Consider the following 18,191-nt stretch of genomic DNA (forward strand, 5'->3'; position numbering starts at 1 on the left):
GGATGATCCCGTCGGGTCCCATCCTGAGCGCGGCCGTCTCCAGTACGAAGATGGCGGTCTCCTCGGTGGTGCCGATGGGAGCGACGACCACGTCGGCCGCGTCCACGTCCGCGGCGGGAGCCTCGCTGGGGACGCCGACGGGCAACGGGGATGCGTGGGACCTGCTGGAGGCGCAGAAGGCGCTCAGCGCGGACGGCCAGAAGTTCAACGCGGCCTATCTGCAGCTCCAGAACGAGATGCAGCGGGAGAGCCGCGAGCACAACGCGGTCTCGAACATCATGAAGGTCCGCCACGACTCGGCGAAGGCCGCCATCAACAACATCCGCTGAGAGGGGCGCGGCGAGCCATGAGCGTGGACAAGGTGGGAGCGGTAAGCGGTGCGGGCCTGGCGTCCGTGGAGCCCGGCCGGGAGCGATTCGACAAGGTGCTGGAGGGTGTCCGAGCCCCCACGCGCGAGGCGACGACCTCGGTGACGACGGAAGGCGTGGCGCGTCCGCCCGTCGAGGCCACGAGGGGCGTGGCTCGGGCCGAAGGCGGGGGGACGCAAGCCCCGGCGGGATGTTCGGAGGCGAGGACGGGGACGCGGGTGGACTCCGTCCAGACGGCGCGAGAGCAGCAGGCCGCGCAGGCATTGGAGCGGGTGGGGCAGGCGCAGAAGCGCTTGGACCACATCCTGGCGCTGGCGGAGTCGGGTCGCGACTTCACGCCGGGGGAGCTGCTCTCGTTGCAGGCCCAGGTCTACCGGGCGAGCCAGGAACTCGACCTCGCCGGCAAGGTTGTCGAGAAGGCCACCGGCGGCGTCAAGCAGGTCCTGCAGACGCAGGTTTGAGGAGCGCGCATGTCTTCGAGTTCCCTCCGCTGTCTGCTCTTCCTGTGGCTCTTGTGCGCCACCGCGTGTCGAGAGCGCATCCAACATGGCCTGGATGAGCGGCAGGCCAACGAACTGCAGTCCGTGCTCATCGAGCGAGGGCTGGATGCTCGCAAGGTGCCGGAGGCGGGCAAGAAGCCGTCCTGGGCCATCGAAGTCACGGGAGACCAGTCGTCGGACGCGGTGCGTGTCCTCGCGGAGCTGGGGCTGCCGAGGCCCGCGGCGGAAGTGGGCTGTGATGTCTTTGGTGGGAGCGGACTGGTGCGCACGCCGGTGGAGGAGGGCGTCTGCCGGGTGCGCGTGCTGGAGCGGGGCCTGGAGAAGACGCTCCAATCCGTGGAGGGAGTGCTGCTGGCGCGAGTCCACCTGGTGGTGCCTCCGGCGCCACGACCCGGGCAGGCAGGGGTGCCGTCCAAGGCCTCGGCGATGCTGCGAGTGACGCCGGGCAGTGCGGCGAGGGTGCGTCAGTCCTCGGACGTCTTGAAGGCGCTCCTGGCGGGAGGTGTGGAGGGGCTCTCCTCCGACGCGGTGTCGCTGCTGGTGGACGAGGTGCCCGCGCGGGTGGAGGTCGCTTCGGCGGGTGGCCTGTCTTCTTTGTCCAGGCTGCGGGTACTGCTCGCCGTGCTGGGGGTGTTGGTGACGGGGCTGTCGGGAGCCTTGGTGTGGGCGACGCTGCGGATGCGTCACTACCGGGAGCGGAGCGTGGTGCCTGCCGCGCCGCCGGTCCCCGCTCGTCCCGTGCTCTCGGCTGGAGCGGCTCGCAAGGTCGCCTGAGCAGGCGACGGAGAGACTCATCATGGATGCGACACGTGTGGGTCGGGCATCGCGCCCGGCGAGGAAGGGTGTGCCCGTTCCGACCCAGGAGCCGATGCCCGCTCCGGTTCCGAATCCGCTGGCGGAGCAGGCGACGACGATTCGTCGTCAGCCTCCAGCGCTCCCGTTGGAGCGCTATGCGCTGGTGGCATGGGTCCTGGGACGGGAGCGAGCGGGAGAGCTCCTGGAAGGTCTGGGCACGGAGGCCTTGAAGCGAGCCAAGGCGCATTTGCGGCGCATCGCCGCGCTCCCGTCCGCGCAGCGACAGGCGAAGGTCGCGAAGGAGTTCGGCGAGAGGAGCGACGCGGCGGCGAGGCTGAAGGCCTTGATGGACGAGGTTCCGGAGCTGCTTCGCAAAGAGGTGTTCCGTCGTCTCCCTGCCTATCACCGGACCCTGTTTCCGGGTCGCAAGGTGGAGCCCGTGGACCCGCTGGCGCCACCGTTGTTGTCGGCGCTCGCCGAAAGACTCATCCGGGAAGCCACGCGCTGAAGTCCTCGCGTGGCGCCGTCCTGGCCCGTGTACGCGGCATCCCAGGCGCGGATGCCCATTCACTCCAAACCCGCGTCACCACGAGCGCCCCTCCTGGCGGGCGTCGTGCACGAGCGGGGTGTCACCCCTTGCCCTTCCTTGGCGAACCTTCGATGAATTCAGAGACAGAGCCCTCCCATTCTCCCGAGCCACGTCGGCTGCGACGGTTGGGGGCGCGCCGGATGAGTCGGGCGCACGTCGTGCTTTCGCGGCGGCCCCGCGTGGCGAGCCTGGGGCGTGAGGCCCTGGACGAAATCTGCGCGGCGCTGGGCCGGGAGCTGAGTTGCTCGGTGACGGCCGAGGCCCGGTTGCTGGATGCCATGGTCTCACCCGTGAATGGGCTGCAGCGGCCTGCGGTCTTCGTCCTGCTGGAGCTGTCGGCGGTGGGGGGAGTTGCGGTGCTGGAGTTGGAGCCCGCGCTGGCCGTTGCCGCGCTGGAGCGAATCGCCGGCCCGGGTGGCAAGCCGGGAGTGGCGACAGAGCTGGCGAGGCTGGAAGAGGCGACGCTGGCGTATCTGGTGCTGGTGGCGCTCTCCGCTGTGCGCTCCAAGTCGCCGCTGTATCCCGCCCTGGCGCCCCGGCTGTCCGCCGTGACGATGCGACGTGAGGACGTCGTGGCTCGGCTGCGGGGGCGGCAGCCGCTGGTGGGCGTGGAGCTGGATGTTTCGGTGGGGCCGGTGCGTGCGGGAGGACGGCTGTTGCTTCCCTCACCGGTGCTGCAGTCGGTGTTCCAGGAGTTCCCAGTGGAGCGCGACACGAGCGTCGCATCGGAAGTGCTCGCCGCGGCTCTGAAGATGAGGTGCCTCATCGGACAGACGCCCCTGTCGCCCCAGGCGATGGATGCGCTCGCGGTGGGGGATGTCGTTGTCTTTGAAGGCGTGCGTCGCGAGGACACGCGCCTCTTCGGCCCCGGACGGCTGGTGGCCCGGGGCTTCTCGCTCGCGGGGACGTTTCAGCCCGAGGGTTTCTCGCTGTCCCGTGCGCGTGTCCGCGTGCATTTCCAGGAGTCGAACATGGTGGTGGTGAACGAACGAGGCGAGGGCATTCCCCCGCTCCCCGTGGACGTGGAGGTGGAGTTGACGCGGGTGCTGGTTCCGCTCTCGGAGCTGGCGGCGTTGAAGCCGGGCGTCCTGCTCCCGTTGCACATCAATGCCAGTGAGCCGGTGTTGTTGCGCGTGGGAGACCGGGTGGTGGCGCGCGCGGAGTTGGTGGACCTCGAGGGCGAGGTGGGCGCTCGTGTCCTGGCCCTGTTGCCGTGAGTGAGCACATGAATGTCCGGCGCGCGTCGCTCTCTCCTCGCACGCGCCTTCAAGTCGCGACGCTGCTCGTCCTCGGGTTGGCCTTGCTGGGGCCCCTGGGCGGAGTGTCCGTGGTGTCCACGGCTCGGTGGCTCCTGATTCTGGGGACACTCTGTGGCCTGGGGTGGTGGTGGTTTCGACGGGGGGCCAAGGGGCCCCGCGTGGAGAGTGCCGAGCGGATGCAGGTCATCTCCCGGGCAGGCCTGTCGCCTCGTTGTGGCCTTGCGCTGGTGGAGGTCGAGGGGCGGGGCTTTCTCGTGGCCTTCGGTGATGCGTTCGCGGAGGTCCATCCGCTGCCCGAGCGGGAGGAGGTGCCACGGACCTTCGCCCAGGCGCGGCGACCGCGTCCGGGGCGTGGTCTCCGGAAGGGGATGAGCTCATGACGGGCGGCCTGGGAATGCTGGCGCCAGTCATGGCCGTGGCGTCGGAGGGGGCGCTCAGCCAGCAGTCCTATGCGGGAAGCCCGCTGTCGATGATGGGCATGCTGGCGGTGATGTCACTGCTGCCGTTCGCGGTGTTGATGTTGACGAGCTTCTCGAAAATAGCGGTGGTGTTGTCGCTGGCACGCTCGGCCATGGGAACCCAGCAGGCGCCGCCCACGCTGGTGCTGACGGGACTGGCCGCGGTGCTGACGGGCCACATCATGGCCTCGGTGATGGAGCGGACGTACGACGCGGGGCAACGCGCCTATCAGGAGCTGGAGGCCGGCTCGGGCGTGCGGATTCTCGATGCGGCGGCACAGGTGGCGGAGCCGCTGCGCGGGTTTCTCGTGAAGCATGGCAGCCCCGAGGAACGCGCTCGTTTCGTGGACCTGGCGCGAGAGCTGCGTCCCCCAGAGGAAGTGGACTCGGTGCGCGAGACGGACCTCTTCGTCATCATTCCCGCCTTTGTCATCACGGAGTTGAAGGAGGCCTTTCAGATTGGCTTCCTCGTCTTCCTCCCGTTCCTGGTGCTCGACATGGTCATCGCCAATGTGTTGCTCGCGCTGGGGATGCAGACGTTGTCGCCTGGCCAGGTGAGCCTGCCTTTCAAGATTCTTCTCTTCGTGGCCGTGGATGGCTGGTCGCTGCTCGCGCGCGGCCTCATCCTCGGTTACCGGTGACTCGATGACCCAGGATGTGTTGTTGACCCTGGGGCGTGAGGCTTTGCTGTTGATGGTCCTCGCGTCCTTGCCACCCATTGGGGCCAGCCTATTGGTGGGCTTCCTGTCGAGTCTCTTTCAGGCGACGACGCAGCTTCAGGAGAGCACGCTATCGGTGGTGCCGAAGCTGTGTGCGGCGGTGGTGGCGTTGGTGCTCTCCGGGCCGTGGATCGCCGGGCAGTTGACGCGATTCACACAGCAGCTCCTGATGCTCATCTCCGAGGTGTCGGCGTGAGCCTGGAGTTGCTGCGCGCCCACCTGGAGGCGCTGGGCCCGGACGCGGTCGCCGTGGCGCTGTGTGCCGCACGGCTCCTGCCCGTGGCCTTCCTGTGTCCGCTGTTGGGAGGGCAGGCCACGCCCACCACGGTGCGGCTGGGCTTGGTGTTGTCGCTCTCGCTCTTCCTGCGGGCGGAAGGTGGCGTTGGACTGGCGGAGCCCGTGACTTCGTCGCTGGAGTTGGGGGGATGGGTGTTGCGAGAGCTGGCCTACGGGGTGTCGGTGGGGCTGGTCGCGGCGCTGCCGTTCGATGCGGCGCGAATGGGGGGGCGATTCATCGACCTGCTTCGCGGAACGTCCGCGGAGGCCAGCCTTCCGCTGGCAGGGAGTCGGGAGTCGGCCACGGGCGAAGGGCTCTATCATCTGCTGGTGGGACTGGTGACGTCGGGGGCGGTGGCTCCGCTGGTCTTCGGCGCGTTGGTGCGGGGCTTTGGCGTGGTGAAGCTGGGGGCCTTCGTGCCCACGGAAGCGGCGACGTTGCATCTCGTCGTGCTCGCGGGCGGCGCGCTGGCCACGGGACTGGCGGTGGGCGCACCGATGGCGGCCGCGATGCTGACGGTGGATTGCTTTCTGGCATTGGCATCGCGCGCGGCGCCGCAGGTGAACCTGCAGGAATTGGGGGCTCCGTTGCGAATCCTGGGGGGCGGCGTGGTGCTGTGGTTGGGCATCGGGATGCTGTGTGAGCGACTGCTGGCGGAGGTCCTCTCCACGGAGGGCACGCTCTCCTTGCTGGGGAAGCTGGCCCAATGAGTGGAGAGAAGACGGAGTTGCCGTCGGCCAGACGCCTGCGTGAGGCGCGCCGCAAGGGGCAGATTCCCCGCAGCCGGCTGTTGTCCTCCAGCGCGGTGATGTTGGGGGGCGTGCTCGGGTTCATCTCGGGCGCCCCCGGGATGTTCGAGCGTCTTCAGGAGTGGACGTCGCGGCTGTTCCTGGCGCAGCAGCCGGAGGGCGCCTGGGAGGAAGGGCTCTGGATTTTCGTGCGCCTGAGTGCGCCGGTGCTGGGAGGCGCGTTCGCGGCGTCACTGGCGGTCTCCGTGGCTACCGTGGGATTCGAGGTGAACCCGAGCCATGTGGCGCCGAAGCTGGAGCACGTCAGTTTCTCCTCCGGACTGAAGCGTCTCTTCAGCGTGAGACCGTTGAAGGAGCTGGGCAAGGCGCTGCTGGTGGTGTGGGTGGTGGCGATTCTTGTCTGGGGCGAGGTGGAGTCGGTGGGGCCGGATGCGCTGCGCACCGCCTGGCTGGCCGGAAGTGAGGGGCTGCCACTCATGCTGGAGCAACTCACGGAGCTGATTCGCCGCGTGGCCTGGGTGCTGCTCGTGCTCGGCGTTGGAGACTACGTGCTCGCCAGGCGGAGCCACGTGCGCGAGCTGATGATGAGTCGCGAGGAGCTGAAGCGCGAGCACAAGGAGAGTGAAGGGGACCCACGGCACAAGGGACAGCGTCGGGCCTTGCACCGGCAGCTGGCTCAAGGGGGGCCGGCACGAGGGGTGCAAAAAGCCACTGCCGTGGTGGTCAATCCAACGCATCTGGCGGTCGCGCTTCGCTACGACGCGCGGGAGTGTGAGGCGCCCTACCTCGTCGCGAAGGCCCGGGAGGAGGACGCCTTGATGCTTCGGGAGGAGGCCCAGCGGCTTGGAGTGCCGGTGGTCCGAGACATTCCGTTGGCGAGAAGCCTCATCCACTACGACATCGGGGAGCCCATTCCCGAAGAGCTGTACCAGGCCGCGGCGGTCGTCTTGCGCACGGCGATGGAGTCGCGGGACGCGGACGGTGTCCCCCGGAGACAGACCTCATGAAGGTGTTCGCGAAGTGGTTGGTGAAGGCGCGAAGCTCGTCGGACCTCGTGCTGGCGGTGGCGATGGCGGCGGTGCTGGGGGCGCTCATCATTCCCCTGCCGGCGTGGCTGCTGGACGTGGGGTTGGCGGTGAACCTGGCGGCGGCGGTGGCGTTGCTGGTGGCGTCGTTGAGGGCCAGGGACGCGCTGCAGGTGACGTCATTTCCCTCGCTGTTGTTGTTCACCACGTTGTTCCGACTGGCGCTCAATGTCTCGTCCACGCGGCTGGCGCTCGCGGAGGGGCACGCGGGCGAGGTCATCCAGGCGTTTGGTGAGTTCGTCGTCCAAGGAGACTACGTGGTCGGCGGCGTGGTGTTCGCCATCCTTTCGCTGGTCCAGTTCCTGGTGGTGGCGAAGGGCGCGGAGCGTGTCGCGGAGGTGTCCGCGCGCTTCACCCTGGACGCGATGCCGGGCAAGCAGATGTCCATCGACGCGGACCTGCGAGCGGGGGCCATTGACCAGGCCCAGGCACGGAAGCGGCGGAGGGACCTGGAGCGGGAGTCTCAGATGTTCGGCGCCATGGATGGCGCGATGAAGTTCGTGAAGGGAGACGTCATCGCGGGCCTCGTCATCGTCGCGGTGAACCTGCTGGGCGGCTCGCTCATCGGCGTCCTGCAGGGAGGGATGACGTTCTCGGAGGCCGCGGCGACCTTCGCGCTCATCGCCATCGGAGATGGCCTCGTGTCCCAGGTGCCGTCCCTGTGCATCACCGTGGCGGCGGGACTCGTCGTCACGAGGGTGGCGTCGGAGCGGGAGGAGGACTCGCTGGGCTCGGAGATTGGCTCGCAGTTCTTCGGTGAGGCCCGGACACTCTGGGTCGTGGCGGGATTGTGTGTGGCGCTCGCGTTGATGCCGGGCATGCCGCACCTGACCTTCTTGCTGCTGGCGGCGGGACTGGTGGGACTCGGGCGCGTCCTGCAGCGAGGACTGCCCCGAGAGGGCGCTGCGACGCGCGGCGGGGGTGCGACGGGGTCCAAGGAAGGAGCCGAGGAGAAGGCGGGGGCTGCTCCGGAGAGCGCCGTGGTGCCCGTGGGAGTGTCTCCTCTCACGCTTGACCTCGCGCCGGACCTGACAGTGCTGGCGGAGTCGGCGGCTGGGGCTTTCGTGCACCAGACCTTGAACGCCGTGCGCGACGAGCTCTTCTTCGAGCTGGGCGTGCGCATCCCTGGCATCCGGGTGCGGACCCAGGCGGCCTACCTGGGCACCGGGGAGTACCGCATCCTGGTGGACGAGGTGCCGGCGGGAGGCGGGCAGCTGAGTGTGGGCGTGCTCTATGCGATGGCGCCTCCCGACGAACTCGCGTTCCTCCAGGTGAAGGCGGAGGCCGCGGTGGAACCGTCGACGGGCAGGACCATCAGCCGCGTCCCTGAAGCGGGGCGAGGACCCGTGGAACTCGCCCAGGTCCCGGTCCTGCGGCCCGAGGAACTGCTCGCGGACCATCTGAGAGGCGTTTTGCGGAGCCGGGCCGCGGACCTGCTGGGCCTTCAGGATGTCCAGGGGCTGCTGGATGGCCTGGAGACTCGTGCTCCCATGCTGGTGAAGGAAGCGCTGCAGAAAGTCCCTCTGCCGCTGCTGGCGGACGTGCTGCGAAAGCTCCTCCAGGAAGGCGTCAGCATTCGAGACCTGCGAGCCATCCTGGAGGCGCTCGTCTCACCCACCACGGAAGGAGACGCCTCCGCGCTCGCCGAGCGCTGTCGTCAGGCCCTGCGCCGCTACCTCAGTCACAAGTTCGCGCCCACCGGGCCGCTGTATGCGTACCTCGTGGACCCGGAGGTGGAAGAAATCCTGCGGTCCACCGGACCTCGGGGACCCGCGCCAGACCCGGACCGGGTGGCGGAAATCCTGGAAGGCGTCCGACAGGTGGCGACAGGAGGAAGGGCGGTGCTGCTCACCGCGCCAGACGTCCGGCGGTCACTGCGAAGGCTTTGCGAGGGAGCGTTTCCGGAAGTGGCCGTGCTCACCTATGGGGAGCTGGACGGCGCCCTTCAGATTCGTCCCATCGGCAGGCTTTCGCCCGTGCCGATGGGGTCCTGAGTCGACTCAGAGGCCCGTGCCGGTGCTGCCGGGGCTCTTGCTCTCGGGGGAAGGCAAGTCGCTCTGGGCCTGCTGGGGGGCGGGGCGGTTGACCCGGTCCCTCAGCTCCTTGCCCGTGCGGAAGAGCAGGCCCCGCTTGGGCTTCACCGGGATGACCTGACCTGTCTTCGGGTTGCGTCCCTGGTAGCCCTGGTAGTTCTTCACGTGGAAGGCGCCGAGGCCGCGAATCTCGATGTTCTCACCGCGACAGAGGGCATCCTTCATCGACTCGAAAATCGTCTCGATGGTGGCCTCAGCCTGCTTCTGCGTCACGCCCCGCTTGGCCACGAGGATGTTGATCAGATCGGACTTGAGCATCGGACGCTCCCGCAAACCCGGTGACCCCTTGGCGACAGGGCACTCTGGCCCGTGGTGAATCAGGAAAACATAACAGAACGCGCCGGCACTGCAAGCAGGGTGGACTCCCAACCACCTAGAAACTTTACGGATTTCCGCCTGCCGCCACCTTGGTGGGGGCAGAAGGGGCCGTGTCCGCCAATCCAGGCCGCAAGGGGACCACCAGGTCGGTCCACCGTGTCTGACGCAGGCGCTCGACGCCGAGGCAGTCCGCCTCCTGGAAGAAGTGCTCCACCTGCTCGAAGCCCGCGGCTCGCGGTCCATCCCAGGTATCCGCGCCTCCGGAAATCATCACCCCGTGCACGGCGAGGGTGGTGTCCGCGAGGGTGAGTGAGGCTGGATCCCTCGCGGGCCGCAGTCCTCCCCGGCGTTGGCGCTCCAGCAGCCCCGCGGCCTCCATGCGGTCCACGACTTCGTGGACGAGCGACTCGGGGACGCGAAGCCGGGTCGCCAGCTCGCGGGGCGTGGGAGCAGGCCCCCCATCCACCCACGTCAGCGTGGTCTCCTGGGCGATGCGGGAGGCCACCAGCTCATGGGCCCGGGGGTGGGTGCCGAACGCGAAGAGGGAGTCGCGGAAGGCGGTGTGCTCGACGGCGTAGGAGAGCCGCGCGCCGAAGAGCAGCAGCAGCCAGCTCACGTAGACCCAGGCGAGAAAGAGGGGAAGGGCGCTCAGCGAGGCATAGAGCAGGTTGTAGCGGAAGCTCCGTGCGGCGAACTCGGCGTAGAGGGACTTGGCGACCATCCACCCGAGCCCGGCGACGAGTCCTCCCGCGAGGGCGGAGCGCACCCGGACGTGCGCATAGGGCGTCCAGAAGTACAGCATCGTCAGCCCCACCACCGCGACGAGCGTGGTGCCCAGGGCGATGAAGGCTCCGGGATACGGCAGGCTCTGCAAGACGCCTCGTACCGCCCGGGTCCCCGTGAAGGACGCGGCCAGGAAGATGGGCCCCAGCAGCAACAGGCCGGCGTAGATGAGCAGGCGGATGCCCCACGGGCGCTGGCGGCGGATGCCCCACAGCTCGTTCACCGCGCCGTCGATGTGGCGCAGCAGCGAGCCCGCGGACAGGAGGATGGCCAGGAAGCCGATGCTGCCGATGGCCACCGAGTTGCTCTGGTCGAGGAGCCGGTTGAGCACCGCGGCGGACTTCTCCTGGACGCCTGGTGCGAGCAGCTCGCGGACGACGGAGCGCAGCCGTTCCTCGAAGCGGTCCTGGTGGAAGGCATTCAGCAGGACCAGGCCGACCGTCAGCAGGGGCACCAGCGAGAACATGCTGATGTAGGTGAGGGCGGCCGCGCGAAGCCGGAGGTTCTCTCCCCGAAACCCCTGGCCCACGGTCCTCGCGGCGAGCACGGTGTCCGTCGCGAAGCGGCCCACCGGAGTGCCCTCGATGGGGGCCCAGACGCGCAACGCCCAGGCTCGTGCCCGGTCTCGGGTGTTTCGCAGCCATGAAAGCGGAGTCTGGGCCACGGCCGCTCTCAGGTACGCCAGCCCACGAAGGGGCGCGCCCCTCGGAGGAAGGGGAGAAGGGGGTGGCGACAGGAGGTCTCGAGCGGAGCGGAGATGAGGGTCATCCGGGACGGAAGTGGGGCAGGGACGTCGACGACGCTCCGCGACATGGGCGGCAAGGCTAGCCAAACCCGAGCCTCCTGGGCCAGCCCACCCCAGTGACGAGGGTGACTGGGGCACACCGTCCGACATCCCCGCCCGGCCCCAAGGGTAGGGCCAGGACGTGAGGCCGCCGCTCTCATGGCCCTCGAGTCGGAGGTGAGGTGCCTCGGCCGCGAAGTCGTGGCTCCCGAGGGGCACGACGGAAGGCCTGGTGCCAGGTTCGAACCCTGTCACCGACGAGCCGTGGACCTTGGTGTGGGAAGGCTTGCCCGGATACCTGGCGCCGGTTTGGCGAGATGCCTCAGGGGAGTTTTGGGCGCTGGCCTGGCGAAGCCTTGCGTGAAGACTCCTGCCCGCCTTTGGGCGAGGCCGGGCGCAAGCGACTGGCTCTGGCGAATGAGACCTTGCTGGCTCTCGAACCCGCCCTGGCTTCGAGCGCGGGATGCGCCGCCCTCGGGACAGAGGGCGGCGCCAATCTCAACCCTCACCCCTCAGCGAGGTGAGGGTTCGATGGGGTGGGGATGCGATGGCATCACCCACTCCACCGTGAAGCATCAGGTCGTGCCGCCCGAGGGGTCCGAGCCGCCCTGACCAGAAGCCGGAGGCGTCGAGCCGCCGCCACCGCTCTCGCCGCCACTTCCTCCGGACGTACCCTGGCCACCGCCGCGCTCACCGCGACGCTCGCCGCGCTCACCACGTTCGCCGCGCTCCGCACGTTCCCCGCGCTCACCACCGCGGTCGGCACGCTCGCCGCGCTCACCACCACGGTCCGCACGCTCAGCACCACGTTCGCCGCGCTCGCCGCCACGGTCCGCACGCTCGCCGCCGCGCTCAGAACCACGGTCCGCACGCTCGCCGCCACGGTCCGCGCGCTCACCACCACGTTCGCCGCGCTCGCCGCTCCGGTCTCCGCGAGGACGGTCGCCGCCACGCTCCGGGCGTCGGCCGCCACCGCCGCCACCACTACCACCGCCGCCACCGCTGCCGCCGCCGCGGTCATCTCGCCGGTCGCCGCCCCGGTCCCGGTCCCTGCCACCGCCTCGGCGGTTCTGGTCCTGGCGTCCGAAGCCACCGCTGTCCGGCTTGCGATGCTGCATCGCAAGCTCGCCATCACCCGAGCCCGGTGACGACGCCACCTTGTGCTCCGGCCCCGTGGCCGAGCGTCCGTAGATGTCGTACTGCTCGCGGTGGTAGTTCTGCTGCGCCTTGACCTGGATGGACTTGTTGTAGCGGTCCATCAAGTGCCGCAGCTCGTTGCGCTCCTCGCCCTGGAGCAGGCGCGCCACTTCCGCGTTGCAGTTGATGACCAGCGTGGAGTCCTTGTAGCCCGGCGCTTCCCGGCGAATCTCGCGGAAGATTTCGTACGCCACCGTGGTGGCCGTCTTCACGAAGCCGTTGCCGTCGCAGTACGGGCAGTCCTCGTGCAGCACCCGGCCAATGGACTCGCGCACGCGCTTGCGCGTCATCTCCACGAGGCCCAGCTCGGAGATGCGCAGCACGTTCGTCTTCGCCTTGTCGCGCCCCAGCGCCTCCTGCAGCGACTTGAAGACCTTGTCCCGGTTCTGCGCCTTCTCCATGTCGATGAAGTCGCAGATGATGATGCCGCCGATGTTGCGCAGCCGGAGCTGGTAGACGATCTCCTTGGCTGCCTCGACGTTGATCTTGGTGATGGTCTCCTCGAGGCTCTTCTTGCCGACGTAGCGGCCCGAGTTGACGTCGATGGCGGTGAGCGCCTCGGCCTGGTCGATGATGAGGTAGCCGCCGCTCTTCAGCCACACCTTGCGCTGCGTGGCGCGCTGCAGCTCCTGCTCGATGCCGTACGCGTCGAAGACGGTGTCGTCGCCCTCGTGCAGCGCCACCCTGTCCCGCAGCGCCGGGTCCTGCGCCGTGACGAAGCCGAGGATGCGCTCGTACTCCTCACGGTCGTCGACGACGAGCTTCTCCACGTCGTGCGCGAACAAGTCGCGCGTGGCGCGCAGGATGAGGTCCAGGTCCGGATGCAAGAGGCCCGGCCCGCCCCGCTTCTCGTTCTTGCGGACGACCTGGTTCCACACCTCGATGAGGAACCGGATGTCGCTCTCGAGCTTCTCCTGCGGCACGTTCTCCGCCACCGTGCGCACGATGAAGCCCGTCCCGGGCGGCCGCAGCCGGTCCACGATTTCCCGCAGACGCCGGCGCTCCTTCTCGTTGGAGATGCGGCGGCTGATGCCCACATGGTCCACCGTGGGCATGAACACCAGCTGACGGCCGGGAATCGAGATGTGCGAGGTGAGGCGCGCGCCCTTCGTGCCGATGGGGTCCTTGGAAATCTGGACCACGACCTCCTGGCCCACCTTCAGCAAGTCCTCGATCTTGTCCGTCCGGCGCTGCTTGACCTTCTCCTTGCCGCCGCCTTCGTCGTGCTTGTCCCGGCGCTTGTCGTCCTGCTTGTGCCGGCCCTTGTCCTTCTCCTTCTCGCGGGCGCGCGGCTCACGCGCCTCCCGGGCCTCGCGCGGGGCGCGGCGCTCTCCGGAGACCTCGGCGGGACGCGCGGCGACGGCCGCCTCCTCACCCGTCGGAGGAGGAATCAGCTCGCTCAGCGCGGTGGCCGCGTGCGGCGGCGGCTCGGGCGGAATCATCGCCACGGCCAACGCGGTGGCCGTTTCGTCGGAGAGGGGCGTGGACTCGGGGGAAGCCTCGGACGTGCCCTCCGTCGGGGCCGTCTCGAGCACCGCGACGGCCACGGACGCCGTCTCCACGACGGGCGCCGCCGGCTCGGCGGACACGGTCACCTCGGTCGCGACCACCGTCACGGTGGCCTCGGCGGCGGCCGCGGGGGCCTCCTCGACCGACTCACCGCCCGGGGCCTCGGTGGGGGCTGACGGCACCTCGATGGACGGCGCGGTCGCCGCCAGCTCCATGATGGTGTCGCGCGGCAGGGACTCGGTGCGGTGGGCCTGGTCCTCACCGGCCAGATCCGCCGCTTCCGCCTCCACGTCCACGCTCGGACCCGCGTCCCGTGCCGCTTCTTCGGCGGCATCGGCCTCGGACTCGGTGGGCACGTCGGGGGCGTCCTCGTGCTCTCCCTCCGTCAGCTCGAACTGGGCCCGGGCGAAGTCCGGGTCATAGACGACGTCGCTGACGTAGAGGAAAGCGGCCTTCTCCAGGCCGATGTCCACGAAGGCCGCCTGCATGCCGGGGAGCACCCGGACCACGCGGCCCTTGTAGATATTTCCGACGACGCCCTTGTCCTTTTTACGCTCGAGGTAGAACTCCGCGATGTGCCCGTTCTCGACGAGCGCCACGCGGGTCTCCCGACCCGCGGCGTTGATGACGAGGATGCTGCTCATGGACGAATCCTGGACGCGCGCGCGGTAGGGCGGACCTCACCGGACGGGAGGCGGCAAGACGCCGCGCCTCCGAGCACGCTGCGAAGGGAGAGGCGGCCTCCGGTGGCCCTCCAGTCAGGACGGCCTTCCCGGTCTGTCCGGGTACGGCTCGCGTCACGCTGTCGAGGGCCAAGGGGACCACCGCCTGCTCCTCCGAATTTAGTCGCTCCGCTTTGCGACCGGCACCCTGCCGGGCGGAGCCTTGTCTTCAACCGCGTTCGAGGTCCTCCACCACGCGCGTGCCGCCCGCTCCTTCCTTCCACACCCGGTCGGTGCCCTTCAGTGGGTCACCTTGGGGGGGCGACTGGAGCCCCGGCGCAGCCGACGCGCCCGGAGGTATCCGGGAACGCAACCCGTCAAAAATTCACGACTGGGCGTGACCTTCGCCAATGCGGAGTGTCACACAAGCGCCCAGAAACACGGGGAGTTTTCCACGCCCCCGGCACACGTGTAAAGCCGAGAAACGGCATCCATCCACTGTCGGGCAGATGCCGGATGCCTCCCTGGCGGGTTCTCAGGCCTGGGCGGGGGCCTGCTTGCCGCCTGACGGCTTGTCCAGTCGCCCACGCGGCCGGCGCACGAGCCTCAGGCCCGTCCACGTCGAGTCGATGACGCAGATTTTGTTGTCGACCAGGCCGATATCCAGCGCGGCCTGGCGCACGAAGTCCTCGGAGAGGTTCGTCTTCACGCCCTCGCCGCCGGGCCAGCAGACCCAGATGCCGCCGGTGAGGGCCATGGCGCGCGCCAGGGCGGGCAGCCGCTGCACCAGCTCCTGCGCGTCCTGGGAGAAGAAGAGGATGACATCCAGGCCCGTCACCGCGGTGATGAGGAACTCCACCCCGTCCGGCAGCGGATTGAGCTTCTGCACGAAGCCGCGCGGCGGGTTGATGACGGAGACCTTGGAACCGGCCCGGATGCCCAGCATGGCCGGCAGGGATGCCAGCGCGTAGGGCGTCATGATGTGCGCTCCACGATGAAGTGACTGTACTCGCCAGTGGCCTCGCCGTCCGTGCGCCCGACGCTTTCGACACGCGCCTGGGACGGACCCCGGTGACACCAGCGGATGAATTCTTCCATCATTCCAGGCTCACCCTCCACCACCGCCTCCACGGAGCCGTCCGAGCGGTTGCGCACCCAGCCTACGAGACCCAGGCGCGTGGCCTCCACGCGGGCGCTCTCCCGGAAGAAGACGCCCTGCACCTTGCCCTGGATGCGCAGCGTTGCCCGCCGCGTGCCGCTCATGGACTGAATGCCTCACCCTCTGACGTCCGTCTGCAACAGCTGCAGGAACGCCTGCTCGTCCAGGATTCTTACCCCGAGTTCCTGGGCCTTCTTCAGCTTGGTGCCGGCATCCTCCCCGGCCACCACGAAATCGGTCTTGCGCGAGACACTTCCGGCCACCTTCCCACCCCGACGCTCCACCTCCTCCTTGGCCTGGTCCCGAGTCATACCTGTCATCGAGCCGGTGAGCACCACCGTCTTTCCGACGAAGGGGCCGCCCGTGCTGACCTGGGGCGGGGCGGGGGAGACCCCGGCGTTGAGCAGGGCGAGGATGGCCTCCCGGTTCTGGGGCTCCTGGAAGAAGGCGTGGATGACCTGGGCCATGACGGGGCCCACATCCTTCACCCGGGTGATGTCGTCCAGTGACGCCTCGAAGAGCTGGCGCACATCCGGGAAGCCCTCCGCGAGCGCCTTGGCCGTCGCGTCGCCCACGTGTCGGATGCCCAGCGCGTAGAGGAAGCGGCGCTGGGTGGTTCCCTTGGAGTGCTCCAGCGACTCCAGGAGGTTGTCCGCGCTCTTGTCACCCATGCGCTCCAGCGTCAGGAGCTTCTGCTTGGTGAGGCTGTACAGGTCCGCGAAGGTCTTCACGGTGCCGGTGGCCACCAGCTGCGCGGCCAGCTTGTCGCCCAGGCCTTCGATATCCATGGCGATGCGGCTGGCGAAGTGGCGGATCTTCTCCACCAGCTGCGCGGGGCAGGACGCGCCCGTGCAGCGGATGACCGCGCCGTCCTCGTCCTTCACCGCGGCGGCTCCACAGACGGGGCAGTGCTTGGGGAACTCGAAGGGCTGGGAGCTCTCCGGGCGCTTGGAGAGCACCGTGGAGACGATCTCCGGAATCACGTCTCCAGCGCGGCGCACGAAGACGGTGTCGCCCTTGCGCACGTCCTTGCGGCGCAACTCGTCTTCGTTGTGCAGCGTGGCGCGCGCCACGGTGACGCCGCCCACCTTCACGGGCTTCAAGTGCGCCACGGGGGTGAGCGCGCCGGTGCGGCCCACCTGGATGCCGATATCGAGCACCTCCGTGGACTCCTCCTCCGGAGGGAACTTGTAGGCCACCGCCCAGCGGGGGCTCTTGGAGACCTGTCCCAGCCGCTTGCGCTGGTCCTCGTCGTCCACCTTCACCACCATGCCGTCCACCTCGAAGGGCAGCTCATGGCGGCCCTTCAGGGAGGCGTCATAGGCCTTTCGCACGCCGTCGATTCCCTCGGCGCGCACGTAGCGGTTGATGGGCAGGCCCAGCGACTTCAAGTACTCGAGCTTCTCGATGTGGGACTTGAAGGCGGGCACGCCCTCGGTGGGGACGCACTCGTAAAGATAGACGGAGAGGGGGCGCGCGGCCGTCTCCTTCGGGTCCAGCTGGCGCAGGCTGCCGGCCGCCGCGTTGCGGGGGTTGGCGAAGAGCGGCTCGCCTTCCTCTTCCCGCTTCTCGTTGAGCTTCCGGAAGTCCGCCTTGCGGATGAAGACCTCGCCGCGCACCTCCAGCAGCGCGGGCACCTTCACGTCGCCCAGCGGGAACAGCTCCATGGGCAGGCTGCGGATGGTGCGCAGGTTGCCGGTGACGTCCTCGCCCGTGGTGCCGTCGCCGCGGGTGGCGCCCTGGACGAAGACACCCTTCTCGAAGCGCAGGGCGATGGCGAGTCCGTCCAGCTTGGGCTCACACACGTAGGTGACGCCAGGCTGGCCCAACAGCTTGCGCACGCGCTCGTCGAACTCCACGAGCCCCTCGTCCTCGAAGAGGTTCGCGAGCGAGAGCATGGGGACGCGGTGGACCACCTCGCCGAACTCGTCGGCCGCCTTGCCGCCCACGCGCTGGGTGGGGGAGTCCGGCGTCTGGAGGCTGGGGTGTTTCTCCTCCAGGCCCTGCAGCTCGCGCATCAACGTGTCGTATTGCGCGTCGCTGATCTCCGGCGAGTCGAGCACGTAGTAGCGGTGGTTGTGGTGGGCCAGCTCACGACGGAGCTCGCGGGCTCGTGCTTCTGCGGTCTTGAAGTCGTCCACGGTGGGCGGTCCTTACCCCAAATCGCCCCCTGCGAGGGCGTGTCCAATGCCGCGCAATCTAGAGCGTCCCTCCGACATCGCGTCGAGCCCGTTCCCGGACGTAGGGGCCACGCGCTCGCGGACACCCTGGCACGTAGGCTGTGAATCGCGCCGGGGGTGAGGGCCCGCGAGGACCTGGCACCGGGGCGCCGTGCGGGGATGCCCGGGAGGGCACCTGCGAGGGCTCACGGACCGCGAAGCAACCTCGCGGGTCCTGGTCCCCGGGTCTGAAGTGTCCCTGGTGACGGTGGAAATGTCTGGCGACGGGCTCCTGTTGCTCCAGGAGGAAGAGTCCGTGCCAAAGGCCTCAAGATGCCTTGACAGGCCAGGAGGGGGTCAATAACGTCCCCGCGCGGTTCATTGGCGCAGGAGTTTCGACGGCGCCATCTCTTCCCCAAACCACCGGCCCGCGCCCGCGCAGTCCCGTTCAGGGATTCCGGTAGGGCTGTCCTCCTGGAAGGTGCTTCCGAGGCCGCGCGGAATCTCCCCCGGCAATCGAGCGTCCGAGTCCTCGGGCACCCCACCAATCCCCAAGCGTTCCAGACATGCGCAAAGCCCGTACTTCGAGAGAGAAGGCCGCCGACGTCGTAGTTCCCGTCGAGGCCGACGACAAGCCCCGTCGCAAGCGCGCGGCGGCGAAGACCGCCGAAAGGGAAGATACCGAGAAGCCCTCCCGCGCCCGCCGCCCCCGCCGCGACGAGGAAGTC

Annotated in this window: 17 protein-coding genes; 11 read left to right on the plus strand and 6 right to left on the minus strand. The window is 68.9% G+C overall.

Annotated features, from left to right (window positions below; genetic code table 11):
• The 11 genes from HR086_RS31930 to HR086_RS31980 form a co-directional block, all read left to right on the plus strand.
• Nucleotides 1-329: hypothetical protein (locus HR086_RS31930; RefSeq protein WP_174467532.1), on the plus strand; the 329-nt coding region annotated here is incomplete at its 5' end.
• A 17-nt stretch (nucleotides 330-346) separates the two neighbouring features.
• Nucleotides 347-829 (plus strand): ATP-dependent helicase HrpB, encoded by a 483-nt coding sequence (locus HR086_RS31935; RefSeq protein WP_174461507.1) that lies wholly within the window; start codon nucleotides 347-349, stop codon nucleotides 827-829.
• Between the two features lie 9 nt (nucleotides 830-838).
• Nucleotides 839-1,642, plus strand: a complete 804-nt coding sequence (locus HR086_RS31940) for a flagellar M-ring protein FliF (protein ID WP_174461506.1) — start codon at nucleotides 839-841, stop codon at nucleotides 1,640-1,642.
• Nucleotides 1,643-1,736: 94 nt separating this feature from the next.
• Complete coding sequence (locus tag HR086_RS31945; RefSeq protein ID WP_306440945.1) at nucleotides 1,737-2,171, plus strand: hypothetical protein; 435 nt, start codon at nucleotides 1,737-1,739, stop codon at nucleotides 2,169-2,171.
• A 221-nt stretch (nucleotides 2,172-2,392) separates the two neighbouring features.
• A complete protein-coding gene (gene sctQ, locus HR086_RS31950) occupies nucleotides 2,393-3,469 on the plus strand; it encodes a type III secretion system cytoplasmic ring protein SctQ (protein ID WP_246137797.1) in 1,077 nt (358 codons plus the stop codon).
• 8 nt (nucleotides 3,470-3,477) lie between these two features.
• The gene (locus HR086_RS31955) at nucleotides 3,478-3,891 is read left to right on the plus strand and encodes a flagellar biosynthetic protein FliO (RefSeq protein ID WP_141648566.1); all 414 of its coding nucleotides are present in this window, start codon (nucleotides 3,478-3,480) and stop codon (nucleotides 3,889-3,891) included.
• Nucleotides 3,888-4,610 (plus strand): type III secretion system export apparatus subunit SctR, encoded by a 723-nt coding sequence (gene sctR, locus HR086_RS31960; protein ID WP_141648565.1) that lies wholly within the window; start codon nucleotides 3,888-3,890, stop codon nucleotides 4,608-4,610. Before HR086_RS31955 ends, sctR begins: the two co-directional genes overlap by 4 nt.
• A 4-nt stretch (nucleotides 4,611-4,614) precedes the next feature.
• Nucleotides 4,615-4,884, plus strand: a complete 270-nt coding sequence (locus tag HR086_RS31965; RefSeq protein WP_141648564.1) for a flagellar biosynthetic protein FliQ — start codon at nucleotides 4,615-4,617, stop codon at nucleotides 4,882-4,884.
• Entirely contained in the window at nucleotides 4,881-5,675 is a 795-nt protein-coding gene (locus HR086_RS31970) for an EscT/YscT/HrcT family type III secretion system export apparatus protein (protein ID WP_141648563.1), read from the plus strand. The genes HR086_RS31965 and HR086_RS31970 overlap by 4 nt, the downstream gene beginning before the upstream one ends.
• On the plus strand, nucleotides 5,672-6,721 hold the full coding sequence (locus HR086_RS31975) for a flagellar biosynthesis protein FlhB (RefSeq protein ID WP_174461503.1): 1,050 nt from the start codon (nucleotides 5,672-5,674) through the stop codon (nucleotides 6,719-6,721). The genes HR086_RS31970 and HR086_RS31975 overlap by 4 nt, the downstream gene beginning before the upstream one ends.
• Entirely contained in the window at nucleotides 6,718-8,793 is a 2,076-nt protein-coding gene (locus tag HR086_RS31980; protein WP_174453111.1) for a flagellar biosynthesis protein FlhA, read from the plus strand. Before HR086_RS31975 ends, HR086_RS31980 begins: the two co-directional genes overlap by 4 nt.
• A 6-nt stretch (nucleotides 8,794-8,799) precedes the next feature.
• Here HR086_RS31980 and HR086_RS31985 read toward each other — a convergent pair whose 3' ends face one another.
• The 6 genes from HR086_RS31985 to ligA form a co-directional block, all read right to left on the minus strand.
• Nucleotides 8,800-9,150, minus strand: a complete 351-nt coding sequence (locus HR086_RS31985; RefSeq protein WP_141648560.1) for an HU family DNA-binding protein — start codon at nucleotides 9,148-9,150, stop codon at nucleotides 8,800-8,802.
• A 124-nt stretch (nucleotides 9,151-9,274) separates the two neighbouring features.
• Nucleotides 9,275-10,657, minus strand: a complete 1,383-nt coding sequence (locus HR086_RS31990; protein ID WP_371745488.1) for a YhjD/YihY/BrkB family envelope integrity protein — start codon at nucleotides 10,655-10,657, stop codon at nucleotides 9,275-9,277.
• A gap of 695 nt (nucleotides 10,658-11,352) precedes the next feature.
• Complete coding sequence (locus tag HR086_RS31995; protein ID WP_174467533.1) at nucleotides 11,353-14,127, minus strand: Rne/Rng family ribonuclease; 2,775 nt, start codon at nucleotides 14,125-14,127, stop codon at nucleotides 11,353-11,355.
• A 553-nt stretch (nucleotides 14,128-14,680) separates the two neighbouring features.
• Entirely contained in the window at nucleotides 14,681-15,124 is a 444-nt protein-coding gene (locus tag HR086_RS32000) for a DUF3052 family protein (RefSeq protein WP_141645932.1), read from the minus strand.
• Nucleotides 15,121-15,408, minus strand: a complete 288-nt coding sequence (locus tag HR086_RS32005) for an acylphosphatase (protein ID WP_141645931.1) — start codon at nucleotides 15,406-15,408, stop codon at nucleotides 15,121-15,123. The genes HR086_RS32000 and HR086_RS32005 overlap by 4 nt, the downstream gene beginning before the upstream one ends.
• 12 nt (nucleotides 15,409-15,420) lie before the next feature.
• Nucleotides 15,421-17,445, minus strand: coding sequence for an NAD-dependent DNA ligase LigA (ligA, locus tag HR086_RS32010; protein WP_174467534.1), 2,025 nt, complete (start codon nucleotides 17,443-17,445; stop codon nucleotides 15,421-15,423).
• Nucleotides 17,446-18,191 lie beyond the last annotated feature (746 nt).

This window comes from Myxococcus sp. CA039A (assembly GCF_013336645.1).
In the GTDB taxonomy this organism is placed as follows: Bacteria; Myxococcota; Myxococcia; order Myxococcales; family Myxococcaceae; genus Myxococcus; species Myxococcus llanfairpwllgwyngyllgogerychwyrndrobwllllantysiliogogogochensis.